Below are 15061 nucleotides of genomic sequence, written 5' to 3'. Positions count from 1 at the left end.
ATAACTTGTCGGTAAACTATAATTTACCGGGGAGACTTATCAACCTATAATTTGTTTTTCATGAAAAAGTTTTTCATGGCCTGTATGGCCATAGGGCTGAGCCTTGCCTGTACTTTCGCGTATGCTCAAAACAGTTATAAACTGGCGGGAAAAGTGCAGTCGGCAGAGGGAAAAGCGATTGAATCCGTTACCGCAGTGCTGAAACGTGGCACTGATTCAGCAATTGTCAAAACTGCGATCACTGACGCCGCAGGGGCATTCACCTTTGAAAACCTCGTGAAAGGTTCATATCTGATCCAGCTGACGGGCGTGGGCTACCAATCTGTTGATACGGTCATTTCCCTGTCGTCAGGCGATGTAGTGTTGAATGAAATGGTATTACAGAAACAGGAAAAAACAATGGAGGGTGTTGTTGTTACTGCACGGAAACCATTTGTAGAGCAAAAGATCGACCGGACCGTGGTGAATCCCGATGCATTGATCTCCAACGCCGGCACAACAGTGCTGGATGTACTGGAAAAATCACCAGGGATCATGGTTGATCAGAATGGAACGATCTCTCTGCGCGGTAAACAGGGCGTTACGGTTTTTATAGATGATAAGCCTACCTATCTTTCAGCGGCGGATCTGCAAAATTATCTTCGTGGATTACCATCTTCTGCCATTGAAACGATTGAGATCATGACGAACCCGCCCGCAAGATATGATGCCGCAGGCACCGGCGGCGTGATCAATATCCGCACAAAAAAGAGTAAGATGAAAGGCTTCAATGGAAATCTGTCTGCCAGCTATAACCAGGGAAAATATGCAAGAAGTAACAATAGCCTGAATCTGAACATGCGTCAGAATAAGTTCAACTTCTTTGCAAATCTTTCTTACAATAAAATGAACTCATTCAATGATCTTGATATTAACCGAAGATATAAGAACGCTGATGGCAGCACGCTTTCATTCTTTAACCAGAATACATACATCAGGAGGATGGGAGACAGTTACACCGGGAAGATCGGTATGGACTATTACCAGGATCCGAAAACAACCTGGGGTGTAGTTTTCACCGGCCAGTCGAACCGCGGCAAGGTGAACAACGAAAATGTAAGCCGCCTCCTGGATCCTTCGCAGCAACTGGATTCTTCCATCAGGGCACTGAACAGGGAAAGAACAAAGTTTGAAAATAAAGGCGTTAATCTTAACTACCGCCGTCAGATCGATAAGTCCGGCCATGAACTCACCGTTGATCTCGATTACCTCAACTACAAGACCGGCAACAACCAGCTTTTCGACAACGCCAGCTATCGTGCGGATGGCAGCCTGAAACTACAGGATTTTCTGACAGGGAATCTGCCGGCAAACATTGATATCTATTCAGCAAAAACGGATTACTCAAAGCCATTCAAAGGCGGTTATAGTTTCTCAGCGGGATTAAAAACAAGTTTCACAAAAACTGATAACCTCGCGGAGTATTTCTATACAGTCAATAATGTAACCTCGCCCGATTATGATAAAAGCAACCATTTCATCTATAAAGAAAACATCAACGCGGCTTATGTAAACCTCAGCAAGGATTTTAAGCGCCTTTCTGTTCAGCTGGGTCTGCGTTTTGAAAATACCAATGCCACCGGCAATCAGCTGGGTAATGCCGTAAAACCGGATTCTTCATTCAAACGTGATTACAACAGCCTGTTTCCTACAGCCTATCTCCAGTACAGGGTTGACAGCGCGGGCGATCATATCCTTGGCCTGAATTACGGCCGCCGGATCAACCGCCCGGTATACCGTGACCTCAATCCTTTCATTTCACCATTGGACAAGTTTACCTTCTATGTCGGTAATCCATTCCTGAAGCCAGCGTTCGTCGACAACTACGAACTATCCTACACCTTCAAACAGCGGATCACCGCCACGCTTTCGTATTCAAGAACGCATGACGAAATGGGGGAGACCATCGAGATCGTGAACGGGACCTATTTCAGTCGCCCGGGTAACCTTTCTACCGTAGAAATGATGGGCATATCAGTAAATGCAGGTCACGATTTTGGGAAATGGCTTACCGTCAATCTTTACAACGAAGTAACCCAGATCCATACCCGCAGTAATTTCTACACCGGTTTTCTTAATACAAAAGGAACTTTCTGGTATGTTGGTCCCAACTTCCAGTTCAAATTTGGTAAAGACTGGAGTGCGGAATTAAGCGGTATGTACCGGACCGATATCACCAATGGCCAGTTCATCTCCAAGGGATATGGTCGTGTCAACACAGGCGTGCAGAAGAAGATCTCACCGGCCGCCACGCTCCGCTTAAGCATTAATGATATTTTTTATACACAGGCCAATAATGGCATTATTAACAACCTCGCCAATACCGATGCGCATTGGTTCAACAGATTCGACACCCGCCAGTTCGTACTCACTTTCAGCTGGCGCTTCGGAAAAACCATCAATGACCAGCGCAAACACAACGCGAATGGGGCAGAGGCGGAGCAGGGTAGAGTAAGACAGTAATGAAATCAATCTTCTGGTAGTAAAGCTAAACGCTAATTCCGCGAATTGGTGCCTTTGAATTGATTTTACCGTTCCTCTTCGGGCTGACACCGCTAAGTAGTTCAATTACAAATCCGAAGACACCAATTCGCGAAATTCGCGTCTCCTGATTTGTGTTATTCACAAGTTGCTCACATCTTTTGCCCATTTCTGTGTATAATATCGCCTATTCGCGTCCCCGGCTTTCGCTATATTCGCCGCCTGACTTTAAACTGGAAATACAGTGAGATTAAAGAGCTTAGAAATCAAGGGGTTCAAGAGTTTTGCGGATAAGACGGTCGTAAACTTTGACGACAACATCACGGGGATCGTAGGGCCAAATGGCTGCGGTAAGTCCAATATCGTGGATAGCATCCGTTGGGTGATCGGTGAACAAAAGATCAGCCACCTGCGTTCCGAGAACCTGGATTCTCTGGTATTCAACGGGTCAAAGACCAGAAGCGCAAGCGGCCTCGCCGAGGTAAGCCTGACCTTCGAGAATACAAAAAACCTTCTTCCTACCGAATTCAGCACCGTCACCATCACCCGCAAATTTTATAAAAGCGGGGAAAGCGAATACCGTTTGAACGATGTACAGTGCCGTCTGAAAGATATCCAGAACCTCTTCATGGATACGGGTGTAAGCACAGACAGCTACGCGATCATCGAGCTCGGTATGGTGGATGACCTCATCAAAGACAAGGACAATAGCCGCCGCCGGATGCTTGAACAGGCCGCCGGTATCAGCATCTATAAAACACGGAAAAAAGAAGCCCGCCAGAAGCTTGACGCGACTGAGCAGGATCTGAACCGTATCGAAGACCTTTTATTCGAGATCAACAACCAGCTTAAAGCCCTCGAAAGCCAGGCCCGTAAAGCAGAGAAATACCACGAGATCAAAAAAGACTATCGTGAGATCAGCATCGAACTCGCTAAAGCGGCCCTTGAAGGATTCAACCTGACCTACAAAGACCTGAACGAAAAACACGAAATAGAGACCGACAAACGTGTGCGCATGGAAGCCGAGATCGCTACCGAAGAAGCAGCACTCGAGCAGGAGAAAGTTGGTTTCATCGAAAAAGAAAGAGCACTGCAAAGCATGCAGTATGCCTATAACGAACTCGTACAACAGGTAAGAACACGTGAGAACGAAAAGAACCTCGCCGCTCAACGCCTCGAATACCTTCGCGAACGTGAAACCAGCCTGAAACAATTCCTCCAGAAAGCAGAAGGGCAGCTGAAAGGCATCGATGAAAGCATCGGCTTTACCAAACTGCAACTGGAAGAAGAAGTAAAAGGTCTCGATGGCCTATCGGAGAACTTACAGCAGTTACAGAATGAAGCAGCTGTTAAACGTGACGTGCTGGATGAAACCCGCCGCACGCTCGACAGCCTCCGCCAGGAATACCAGCAGGTACAACGCAGCCAGTTCGACGCGGAAAAGAAAGTAGCGGTAGCAGATACTTCTGTTCAGAACCTGCAACGCGCCATCAACCAGATCGAGGAAGAACGCATTCAGCGTGAATCTCAGCGTCAGCAACTGGATGAAGAGCGCCTTCAAAAAGAAAAAGAACTCGAGATCAAAAAAGTTGACCTCGACCAATTGCAACAACACCAGGAGAACACCAAGGAACAGATTCTGCAAACGCAGGGGATCCTGGATGAACTCCGGAACGAACTCGCTGAAGAGACGCGTAAACTCGATGCAAAGAAGAACGAACACGACCTGCTGAAAAGCATGATCGATAGCATGGAAGGTTACCCCGATAGCGTGAAGTTCCTGCACAATAACAATAACTGGAACCACACATCGCCGATCCTTTCAGATATTCTCTATGTAAAAGAAGAATACCGCACAGCTTTGGAAAACGTGCTGGAACCTTACCTCAGCTATTATGTAGTGAATAACCTGCAGGAAGGTCTGCAGGCTGTTCGCCTGCTGGATGAGAACAAGAAGGGTAAAGCCAACTTCTTCCTGCTCGATAAGATCAATGAGAATACCAATGTTGCCGCTTCTCAAAAACTTGAGGGCGGGATCCATGCCCTGAGCGTGATCGAAGTAGAAGATAAATACCGCAAGCTGGCCGAACACCTGCTCGGTAATGTATTTGTTGCGGAGAACGAATCAGTGGTGGACAACAGCAACGGGTTTGTGATCATCGAAAAATCAGGTAAATACGTTAAAGGAAAATATTCTCTCACAGGTGGTAGCGTAGGTATGATCGAAGGAAAGAAGATCGGACGCGCAAAGAACCTCGAGAAACTGCAGGATGTGATCGCCTCACAGGAATCGATCGTCGAGAAACTGCGCAGCGATATCCAGACGCGTCACAATGAAGTGATCGCTTACAGCGAAGATCTTCGGGAAGCTGCCCTCCGCGAAACAGAACGCGAGATCCAGCAGCTGACCAACCAGGTTTTTGCATTGCAGAATAAACTGGAAAACCTCCAGTCAATGCAAGGCAACAGCCAGAACAGGCTTGAAGACCTCACCAGCCAGATGCAGCAGACCTATGATTCTGTAGAAAGCGTTCGCCGCCAGCTTGCAGAATTCAATGAGGAATTGCAGCAGAAAACAGCCCGTTTGGAAGAAGCGAATGAAAGCTTCAGAGCGGCTGAATCTGGTTACAACGAAGCTACACAGCAATTCAACGAATTCAACCTGAATGTAACCAAGCAGCAGAGCAAGATCAATGCACTGAAGCAGGAGCTGGAATTCAAAAGCAATCAATTGCAGGATCTCCATCAGCAGGTAGATAATAACACAACCAGCCTCGCAGATACAACCGCTAATATCGATCAGTCTGCCAGCACACTGAAAGATGTTGACGAAGGCTTGCTGGAACTGATCCGCAAACGTGAGGCTGATCAACAGGTATTGAACGAAGCTGACCAGGCTTATTACAATATCCGTAACACCCTCAGCGAAAAAGAAAGCGAACTGCGTCAAAAAGTGAAAGAGAAAGATCAGGTGGAGCATTTGCTTGCCGCGATCAAAGACAAACTGAATGAACTGAAACTGCAGTTGGCCGGTACTAAGGAAAGACTGAATGTTGAATTCCGTATTCAACTGGAAGATATCCTCGACCAGGCGCGTAACACAGAAACGCCGCTGGAAGATCTGCAGGAAAAAGCTGACCGGATGAAAAAACGCCTGGAAAACCTTGGCGAAGTGAACCCGACAGCCATCGAAGCGTTCACCGAGATGAAAAAGCGTTACGAGTTCATTGTTGAACAAAAGAATGACCTTGTAACCGCTAAAGACAGTCTCCTTAAAACGATCGAAGAAGTAGAAGCAACAGCGAACCAGAAATTCCTGGAGACGTTCAACTCCGTTAAGGAACACTTCATCCGCGTATTTAAAACGCTGTTCACCGAGGATGATCATTGTGATCTGATCCTGGAGAATCCGGATAATCTTGCTGAGACCGGCATTGAAGTGATCGCCCGCCCTAAAGGCAAGCGCCCGACTTCATTGACACAGCTCAGCGGTGGTGAGAGAACACTGACCGCAACAGCCCTGCTGTTCGCGATCTACCTGATCAAACCCGCTCCGTTCTGTATCCTCGATGAGGTGGACGCCCCGCTGGATGACGCTAACGTGGGCAAATTCACCAACATGATCCGCCAGTTCAGCGACAACTCACAGTTCATCATCGTTACACACAACAAAACAACGATGAGCACCGTGGACGTGATCTATGGTGTGACGATGCAGGAACCGGGAGTGAGCAAGCTGGTGAGTGTGGACTTCCGAAACCTGAATGCGAACGCGAATTAACCACTGACGCGAATGCGGCACGAATGGCCGCGAATGATCGCGAATAGAGTCTTATAAAAGCAGAGGCCTTACTGATGAAGTAAGGCCTCTGCTTTTTGAGTTTTTTTAGGGGGATGAATGTCGGTTTATTGGGAGCGTACGATTGAAATCCAATGTCGCTTAGTTAAGTAGCCCTGGCGTACCTCAATACATGTCAACTTAAGGTTTGCCTGTTGTATAAGTAACGCGGCGATACGCGGCGATACGCGGCGGACGCAGCGAAAACAGCCATAGAACATCTTGTATTTTCGCTGCGCTCTCCGCGTATCGCCGCGTCCGCCGCGTTCCTTCGGGGCTGCTAACTAAACGACATTGGATTGAAATCGTGCCCTGCAAATTGCACGCTTTTCTTCAACCCAATAAACCTCACTCCCAAAAAACGGCAGCAAGCTTTGCGATAAAAAAGATGTATCGAAGGGGCTACACCTAAAAAAAGAAACCTCCGCAAATCTGCGAAGGCTTCCTCTATAAGACTCTATTCGTGTTTATTCGCGGCCATTCGCGCTGAATTCGCGTAAGCTCTCCTCGATCACTTTGATCTTATCCTCCGCATCTGCTTTTTTCTTCCGCTCTACATCCACCACTTCAGGTTTTGCATTGGCCACAAACTTCTCATTGCTCAGTTTCTTTTCCACTGATAGCAGGAAACCTTTCAGGTAGTCCAGGTCTTTCTGCAATTGCTCACGCTGAGCGGTTATATCAAGCTCGGTTGTGGTCTCGATAAAGAATTTATCTTTCTGCACAACAACAGTGATCGTGTTATTGACCGGCGTAGACGTATAGCTGACTGCTTCCGCATTCACCTGTTTCGCCAGGATCGTTTCGATAGAAGCGTACAGATCAGCCTGCTCAGTCAGGATATGCAGCTTAACCGTTTCTTTTGGCTTGAGCTGAGCCTTGTTACGCGCATCGCGAAGCGAAGTGATGACTTCCTGAAGCAATACTGCCGTTTGAAGAATTTTATTATCAGGTGTTATTCCTGTCTCTAACAATTTTACAGTAAGATCATCTTTCTGCTCCCTCAAGGTATGATAAATCTCTTCTGTAACGAAGGGCATATAGGGGTGAAGGATCTGCATTAATTCTTCAAAGAAGGAAACGGTCTTTTCATATACGTCTGCATCAATTGGCTGCTCAAAACCAGGTTTAACCCATTCGAGATACCATGAACAGAAATCATCCCAGATCAACGAATAAATGGTTTTCAACGACTCACTCAACCGAAAATCTTTGAACTGTTGATCGAGTTGTTGCTTTACCTGACTTAATCGATTTTCCATCCAGCTTACAGCAAAGTTTGCTTTACCGTTGTCAAGATCTTTCTGCTGACGACCTTCCCACATTTTCACAAGCTTCAATGCATTCCAAAACTTTTTGATGAAGTTAATGCCTTGCTCATTGCTGCTTTCATCCCACATCAGATCATTACCTGCAGGTGAAGCGATCATGATACCGAAACGGACAGCATCTGCACCATATTGATCAATAAGTGCAAGAAGATCGGGTGAGTTTCCTAATTGTTTACTCATCTTCCTGCCCTGTTTATCCCTTACGATACCCGTAAAGTAAACCTCGCTGAACGGCTTCTCCTGCTTGTATTCAAATCCTGCCATGATCATACGCGCTACCCAGAAGAAAATGATCTCCGGTGCAGTTACCAGCGTATTGGTAGGGTAGTAGTATTTGATGTCTTCATTACCCGGATGGCTATACCCTTTGAATACTTCAAAAGGCCAGAGCCAGCTGCTGAACCAGGTATCCAAACAATCTTCATCCTGTTTGATATCTGTCATTTTCAGATCAGGCTGCGTCTTCTTCAGTTCTTCCCATGCTTTCTCCTGTGTAGCTGCCACAGCAAAACTTCCATCTGCTGTATACCATGCAGGAATTTGCTGGCCCCACCAAAGCTGGCGGCTGATACACCAGTCCTTGATGTTCTCCATCCAGTGACGGTAGAGATTCTTGAATTTCGGAGGGAAGAACTTGATCTCCTCTTCCATTACCGCTTTCAATGCAGGACTGTAGATCTTTTTCATTTCGATCCACCATTGCAGGGAAAGTTTGGGTTCCACGACAACATCGGGATTGCGTTCGCTATAACCAACCTCGCTGGTATAGTCTTCTGTTTTTACCAATGCACCGGCTTCTTCCAGCATCGGGATGATCTTTTTGCGGGCAGCAAAACGATCTTCACCAACGAGGATCTGTGCATCGGCGCTTAATGTGCCATCATCATTCAAAATATCAACCACCTCGAGATTATGTTTCTGGCCGAGTTGATTATCATTCATATCATGCGCAGGCGTAACTTTCAACGCGCCCGTTCCGAAATCCATCGTCACATACTCATCCGTAATGATCGGGATACGACGGTTTACCAATGGAACGATGGCGAACTTGCCATGTAATTCTTTGTAACGCTCATCATCCGGGTGAACGCAGATGGCGGTATCGCCCATGATCGTTTCGGGACGAACCGTTGCGATGGTTACAAATTTGTCCGTTCCTTCAATAGCATAACGGAGATGGTACAGTTTCTGAAGGGTTTCCTTACGGATCACTTCTTCATCACTCAGGGCTGTTTTTGCTTTCACATCCCAGTTGATCATCCGCTTGGCGCGATAGATGAATCCTTTATTGTAGAGATCGATGAATACATTGATCACGGACTGGTAATAATCCGGGTCCATGGTGAACGTAGTACGGTCCCAATCAAGGCTGCAGCCCATTTTTTTCAATTGCTGCAGGATGATGCCGCCGTATTTGTCTTTCCATTCCCAGGCATATTTCAGGAATTCATCGCGACTGAGGGATGACTTGGCAATGCCTCGTTCGCGCAGCATTTGCACCACTTTTGCTTCGGTGGCGATGGAGGCGTGGTCGGTACCCGGAACCCAGCAGGCATTCTTGCCCTGCATACGGGCGCGGCGGACCAGGATGTCCTGGATCGTATTATTGAGACAGTGCCCCATGTGGAGCACACCGGTAACGTTAGGAGGGGGGATGACCACGGTATACGGCTCGCGGGAGTCGGGTTTGCTGTTAAAATAGCGCTTGTCCAGCCAGTGCTGGTACCATTTACTTTCTGCGGCCTGGTGGTCGAAATTTTTGCTCAGTTCCATAAGGGGGCAAATTTACGGAAAGTCTGCGTAGGAGTATCGCAAAGTGCGCTAAGGAATCGCAAAGAGCGCCAAGAGCTTTTCTATGGCCAGGATGTCTCGCACGGGTACTTGAGCGGGTTTTCTTTGCGTTCCTGGCGATTCCTTAGCGCACTTTGCGATACTCCTACGCCGGTCTTCAAATCCATAATCAGGGGTAACATTTTTCGGAAGTCTACCACCGATTCAATATCTTCAAACTGTATCAAACATAACTTATGAAACGATCCCCCACCTCCTGGTACAGCCCCGCCCTGAACAAAGAAATGCCCATCGCCACCTACGGCGATTACGGCTTTGCCCTGCTCCTCGTTCCTACTGCCGCCGCCGACTACCTCGAATACGAGCGTTTCCAGATGCTCGACGCTCTTGCTCCCTTCATCAATGGCGGAAAAGTGAAAGTCTATTCCATCGACAGCATCAACCGCGAAAGCTGGATGAACGACCAGGTGGACCCCTGGTACAAATCAGTCCGCCACCAGCAATGGAATGATTATGTCTATAACGAAGTAGTGCCCTTCATCCGCAATACCAGCAGCTGGCAAACACCCATTATCACCTGTGGAGCTTCCTTCGGCGCCCTGCACAGCATGAACCTGTTCCTGAAACGTCCTGATATCATCAACGGCGTGATCGCCATGAGCGGCGTCTACAACCTGATGGAATATACTAAAGGTCACTACGATGATAACGTGTATTTCAACAGCCCCGCCCATTACATCACCAACATGAATGACCATCATCTCCTGGAGCAGATCCGCAGCAGCCGTCATATCCACCTCCTCAGCGGCCGTGGCGCCCACGAAGATCCCGATGCCGCAGGCCATTTCGCCAAACAACTCTACGATAAAAACATCTGGTACGAACTCGATATCTGGGGACATGAATGGCCGCACGACTGGCAAACATGGAGAGCGATGCTGCCGCATTACCTGGGGACAAGGTTTTAGAAAAGTAAAAAGTAAAAATTAAAAAGTAAAAAATCGACTCTGCGGTAAAGCAATGTGCATACGTGTCCGCGGACTCTATTTTTTACTTTTTAATTAGCTCCTCGAGCAGCCTGCTAAACCCTTTCCCCTCGATCATTTTCGCGCCCATGCTTTCGAGGTATTGAGTGTAGACCTGGCAATCGATGAGTTCGACGTCTTCGGCTTTGAGGTGTGCTACATATTTTGCGAACGCGTAGCGGGAGGCATTGCTGACTTTGCTGAACATGCTTTCACCAAAGAAGACTTTTCCAAGACGGATGCCGTATAAGCCGCCGGCAAGTTCTCCGTCTTTCCAAACTTCTGCGCTGTGGGCGTAGCCGAGTTCATGCATTTTTGTATAGGCTTTTTCCACTTCATCCGTGATCCAGGTCCCATCCTGGTCATTGCGTTCGATTTGCTGGCAATGACGGATCACTTCAGGAAATGCCTTGTTGATCGTGAATTCGAATTCGTCTCTTTTCAGTAAGGTCTTTACGGTCTTGCTCACTTTGAACTCTTCCGGAAAAAGAACAAAACGGGGATCAGGAAACCACCAGAGGATATGATCTCCTTCATACCAGGGAAAAATGCCTTGTCTGTAAGCGATCAGTAAACGTTCGGGGGAAAGGTCGCCGCCCAATGCGAGCAGGCCGTCAGGTTCAGCTAAATGAGTAGGCGGGAAGTCGAGTATGTTGTCGTCAAGGGCGAACAGCATAAGAGAAAGTAAAAATTAAAAATTCAAAAGTAAAAAATGGATCTTCTGTGTTAGTCAGACTCCTCAATGTTAAGTAGCTTTTTTAATTTTTAATTTCGACTTTTTACTTTGTTCGCTCACGCGAGTTCTTCCACCGTGGCACCAATGCCGCGTTCGGTGATAGCATCGCACATTGGTTTGAGTTCATCGTAGGAGCCCTGCTTTACGCCGTACTTGCCTTTGAAGTGAATGAAGAGAGAACATTGTTCGGCTTGTTCGTGGGTATGACCGCATACCTCAACGAGTGTTTCGATCACCCATTCGAAAGTATTCACTTCATCGTTCCATACGATGAGGTTGCAACCCTGATCTTCGAGCGTGAGTGTATCGGTTTCGTGTACGGTACCGGTCTCCAATTCGTGTTTAGCCATTGTTCAAGCCTTTGCCCACAAAAATAGACCATAAAGTTTTTTTTCTGAAATGGTTGAGGGGGAATGTGTAAAATTTGTATAACCTGTTGATTTGGAGAGTTTGAGGAACGCGGCGAACGCAGCGAACCGCAGCGGACGCGGCGCTAACAGCCATGTAAGTATTGTATTTCGCCGCGCTCGTTGCGGTTCGCTGCGTTCGCCGCGTTCCCTTTACACCCTGCCTGATTAAAGGACACCATCTCTATTCAGGATCAACGAACAAAACCCTCCCGTTTTTTGTTTTACAACCATACCGGCTTCCAATTCAACTGCTCCATACTGTATTCATGTTTTAACTACAATCTTAACCCGAATCGCTGTGTAATATTATTGACATTATTTACATTTGCAGATTAGCAAATCAAGAAAAAATCGTATGAGTCTTTTTACTGAATATCTTAAGGAAATCCAAGAAAGAAAAGGCCAGGGACTTCATCCCAAACCTATCGATGGTGCTGACTTACTGAGTGTGATCATTGAGCAGATCAAAGATCTGAACAACGAGCACAGGCCGGAATCTGTCAATTTCTTTATTTATAACGTCTTGCCCGGAACCACGAGCGCTGCGGGCGTAAAAGCGAAGTTCTTAAAGGAGATCATCCTTGGAGCTTACAAAGTAGAAGAGATCACACCGGCTTTCGCCTTCGAACTGCTGTCGCACATGAAAGGCGGACCTTCCATTGAAGTCCTGCTTGATCTTGCGCTCGGTGAAGATGCCGGCATCGCGAAACAAGCCGCAGATGTCCTGAAAACACAGGTATTTCTCTATGATGCCGATACCGATCGCCTGAAAGAGGCTTTCAAAAATGAAAATGCAATAGCAAAAGAAATACTCGAAAGTTACGCCCAGGCTGAGTTTTTTACCAAACTGCCGGACGTGCCCGAAGAGATCAAAATAGTTACTTTCATCGCTGGAGAGGGTGATATTTCAACTGACCTGCTTTCTCCCGGCAACCAGGCGCACTCAAGGTCTGACCGTGAACTGCATGGTAAATGCATGATCACACCACAGGCACAGGCCGAGATCAAAGAACTGCAGGCACAACATCCCGATAAAAGCGTGATGCTGGTCGCGGAAAAAGGCACCATGGGCGTAGGTTCTTCCAGGATGTCCGGTGTAAATAACGTGGCACTCTGGACGGGCAAACAGGCAAGTCCTTATGTTCCGTTTGTGAACATTGCACCGATCGTAGGTGGTACCAATGGCATTTCTCCCATCTTCCTTACCACAGTAGACGTTACCGGCGGTATCGGTATTGACCTGAAAAACTGGGTGAAGAAAACGGACGAGAATGGTAATGTTATCCGTAATGAAAAAGGCGAGCCTGTTCTCGAAGAAGTATATTCTGTAGCTACCGGCACCGTTCTTACGATCAATACAAAAACCAAGAAATTATATAATGGCGATCAGGAGCTGATCGATATCTCTAAAGCACTGACTCCTCAGAAAAAAGAATTTATCAAAGCCGGTGGATCTTATGCGATCGTATTCGGTAAAAAGATCCAGACAGTTGCAGCGAAGATCCTGGGTGTTGAAGCACCGATGGTCTTTGCTCCTTCAAAAGAGATCATCAGCGAAGGCTTCGGTCTTACAGCGGTGGAAAAGATCTTCAACAGGAATGCGGTTGGTGTAGCACCGGGTAAAGTGTTGCTGGCAGGCTCGGATGTTCGCGTGGAAGTGAACATCGTAGGTTCACAGGACACAACCGGTCTGATGACAGCCCAGGAGCTGGAGTCTATGGCAGCCACGGTGATCTCTCCGATCGTTGACGGCGCCTATCAATCCGGTTGTCATACCGCCTCTGTATGGGATAAAAAAGCACAGGCAAATATTCCAAAGCTGATGAAGTTCATGAATGAATTCGGGCTGATCACCGCGCGTGATCCAAAAGCCGGGTATCATTCCATGACCGATGTAATTCATAAAGTACTGAATGATATCACGGTTGACGAATGGGCCATCATCATCGGTGGTGACTCTCATACCAGGATGTCAAAAGGTGTCGCTTTCGGAGCTGACTCCGGTACAGTTGCCCTTGCACTGGCGACCGGTGAAGCTTCCATGCCGATCCCGGAATCAGTGAAAGTGACCTTCAAAGGAGAAATGAAGGGGCATATGGATTTCCGAGACGTAGTACATGCTACGCAGGCGCAGATGCTTCAGCAGTTCGGCGGTGAGAACGTATTCCAGGGCCGGATCATTGAAGTGCATATCGGCACGCTTCCGGCAGATCAGGCTTTCACATTTACTGACTGGACAGCCGAAATGAAAGCAAAAGCTTCCATCTGCATCTCTGACGATGACACCCTGATCGAATCACTGGAAATCGCGAAACGCAGGATCCAGATCATGATCGACAAAGGCATGGATAACACAAGGCAGGTATTGCAGGGATTGATCAATAAAGCTGATAAAAGGATCACGGAAATCAAGTCAGGTGAAAAGCCTGCTTTAACGCCTGATGCAAATGCACGTTATCATGCGGAAGTGGTGATCGACCTTGATCTGATCGATGAACCAATGATCGCAGACCCTGACGTTAACAATGCCGATGTTTCCAAACGATATACACACGACACTATCCGTGGACTGTCTTTTTATGGAGGCGGTAAAAAAGTAGATCTTGGTTTCGTAGGTTCCTGCATGGTGCATAAAGGTGATCTGAAGATCGTTTCGCAGATGCTGAAGAACCTCGAAGGTCAGCAAGGTAAAGTAGAGTTTCATGCACCATTGGTGGTAGCAGCTCCAACTTACAACATCATCGATGAGCTGAAGGCAGAGGGAGATTGGGATGTGTTGCAAAAGTATTCTGGCTTTGAGTTCGACGACATGCTGCCGAAGAGCGCTGCGCGTACCGAATACGAGAACATGATGTACCTCGAGCGTCCGGGTTGTAACCTGTGTATGGGCAACCAGGAAAAAGCAGCGAAGGGAGATACCGTAATGGCTACCTCAACTCGTTTGTTCCAGGGAAGGGTAGTGGAAGATTCTGACCGGAAAAAAGGAGAGTCTCTGCTTGCGTCTACGCCGGTGGTTGTTCTTTCTGCGATCCTGGGAAGAATTCCTAATATGGATGAATACAAAGCAGCGGTTGAAGGTATTGACCTGACCAAGTTTGCTCCTCCGTTGAAAAACCTGACTTCAGGTGCAACAAAGGACGCTGTTTCCTATTAGTGATTGGCGATAAGGAATAGGTCTACATTTTAGAATAGTATTTGTAAGGGCTGACCGGTGGGTCGGCCCTTTTTTGGGGCATGGCGTAGGTTCCCGCGGATTTCGCAGATCAAGGCGCAGATACGCAGATTCATTTTTTTTGGACCATCTGCGCCATTTGCGGATCAATCTGCGAAATTCCATCTAATAAACTACAAGGCTGGCGTAGGCCCCTCTAAATCTCCCCCTTCAGGCTAATCGTTACCCAAATTTTTCG

General features: G+C 47.3%; 7 protein-coding genes. 4 read left to right on the top strand and 3 right to left on the bottom strand.

From position 1 onward, the window contains the following. Positions 1-60 precede the first annotated feature (60 nt). Both LZZ85_RS10635 and smc read left to right on the top strand, forming a co-directional pair. Entirely contained in the window at positions 61-2502 is a 2442-nt protein-coding gene (locus tag LZZ85_RS10635) for a TonB-dependent receptor (RefSeq protein ID WP_237871454.1), read from the top strand. 262 nt (positions 2503-2764) lie between these two features. Continuing rightward, positions 2765-6301, top strand: a complete 3537-nt coding sequence (smc, locus tag LZZ85_RS10630) for a chromosome segregation protein SMC (RefSeq protein ID WP_237871452.1) — start codon at positions 2765-2767, stop codon at positions 6299-6301. Between the two features lie 524 nt (positions 6302-6825). On the opposite strand, the gene LZZ85_RS10625 is transcribed toward smc, so the two are convergent. Beyond that, positions 6826-9462: a valine--tRNA ligase gene (locus LZZ85_RS10625; protein WP_237871450.1), complete on the bottom strand. Its 2637-nt coding sequence runs from the start codon at positions 9460-9462 to the stop codon at positions 6826-6828. 254 nt (positions 9463-9716) lie between these two features. Here LZZ85_RS10625 and LZZ85_RS10620 point away from each other — a divergent pair, with 254 nt between their 5' ends. Beyond that, positions 9717-10448, top strand: a complete 732-nt coding sequence (locus LZZ85_RS10620) for an esterase family protein (protein WP_237871448.1) — start codon at positions 9717-9719, stop codon at positions 10446-10448. 82 nt (positions 10449-10530) lie between these two features. Here LZZ85_RS10620 and aat read toward each other — a convergent pair whose 3' ends face one another. Beyond that, positions 10531-11181, bottom strand: a complete 651-nt coding sequence (aat, locus tag LZZ85_RS10615) for a leucyl/phenylalanyl-tRNA--protein transferase (protein ID WP_237871446.1) — start codon at positions 11179-11181, stop codon at positions 10531-10533. Between the two features lie 116 nt (positions 11182-11297). Then, positions 11298-11591, bottom strand: a complete 294-nt coding sequence (locus LZZ85_RS10610) for an ATP-dependent Clp protease adaptor ClpS (RefSeq protein ID WP_237871444.1) — start codon at positions 11589-11591, stop codon at positions 11298-11300. Between the two features lie 415 nt (positions 11592-12006). Here LZZ85_RS10610 and LZZ85_RS10605 point away from each other — a divergent pair, with 415 nt between their 5' ends. After that, entirely contained in the window at positions 12007-14805 is a 2799-nt protein-coding gene (locus LZZ85_RS10605) for a bifunctional aconitate hydratase 2/2-methylisocitrate dehydratase (RefSeq protein ID WP_237871442.1), read from the top strand. The last annotated feature ends 256 nt before the right edge of the window (positions 14806-15061 follow it).

Origin of the sequence: Terrimonas ginsenosidimutans, from assembly GCF_022012415.1 — a bacterium.
Taxonomy (GTDB): Bacteria; Bacteroidota; Bacteroidia; order Chitinophagales; family Chitinophagaceae; genus Terrimonas_A; species Terrimonas_A ginsenosidimutans.
The sequence above is the reverse complement of the archived record's forward strand: the minus strand, read 5'-3'. Positions and strand labels throughout refer to the sequence as shown.

Coding starts and splice junctions, on each gene's coding strand:
- LZZ85_RS10605 (WP_237871442.1), top strand. CDS start 12,007: ATGAGTCTTTTTACTGAATATCTTAAGGAAATCCAAGAAAGAAAAGGC.
- aat (WP_237871446.1), bottom strand. CDS start 11,181: ATGCTGTTCGCCCTTGACGACAACATACTCGACTTCCCGCCTACTCAT.
- LZZ85_RS10610 (WP_237871444.1), bottom strand. CDS start 11,591: ATGGCTAAACACGAATTGGAGACCGGTACCGTACACGAAACCGATACA.
- LZZ85_RS10620 (WP_237871448.1), top strand. CDS start 9,717: ATGAAACGATCCCCCACCTCCTGGTACAGCCCCGCCCTGAACAAAGAA.
- LZZ85_RS10635 (WP_237871454.1), top strand. CDS start 61: ATGAAAAAGTTTTTCATGGCCTGTATGGCCATAGGGCTGAGCCTTGCC.
- LZZ85_RS10625 (WP_237871450.1), bottom strand. CDS start 9,462: ATGGAACTGAGCAAAAATTTCGACCACCAGGCCGCAGAAAGTAAATGG.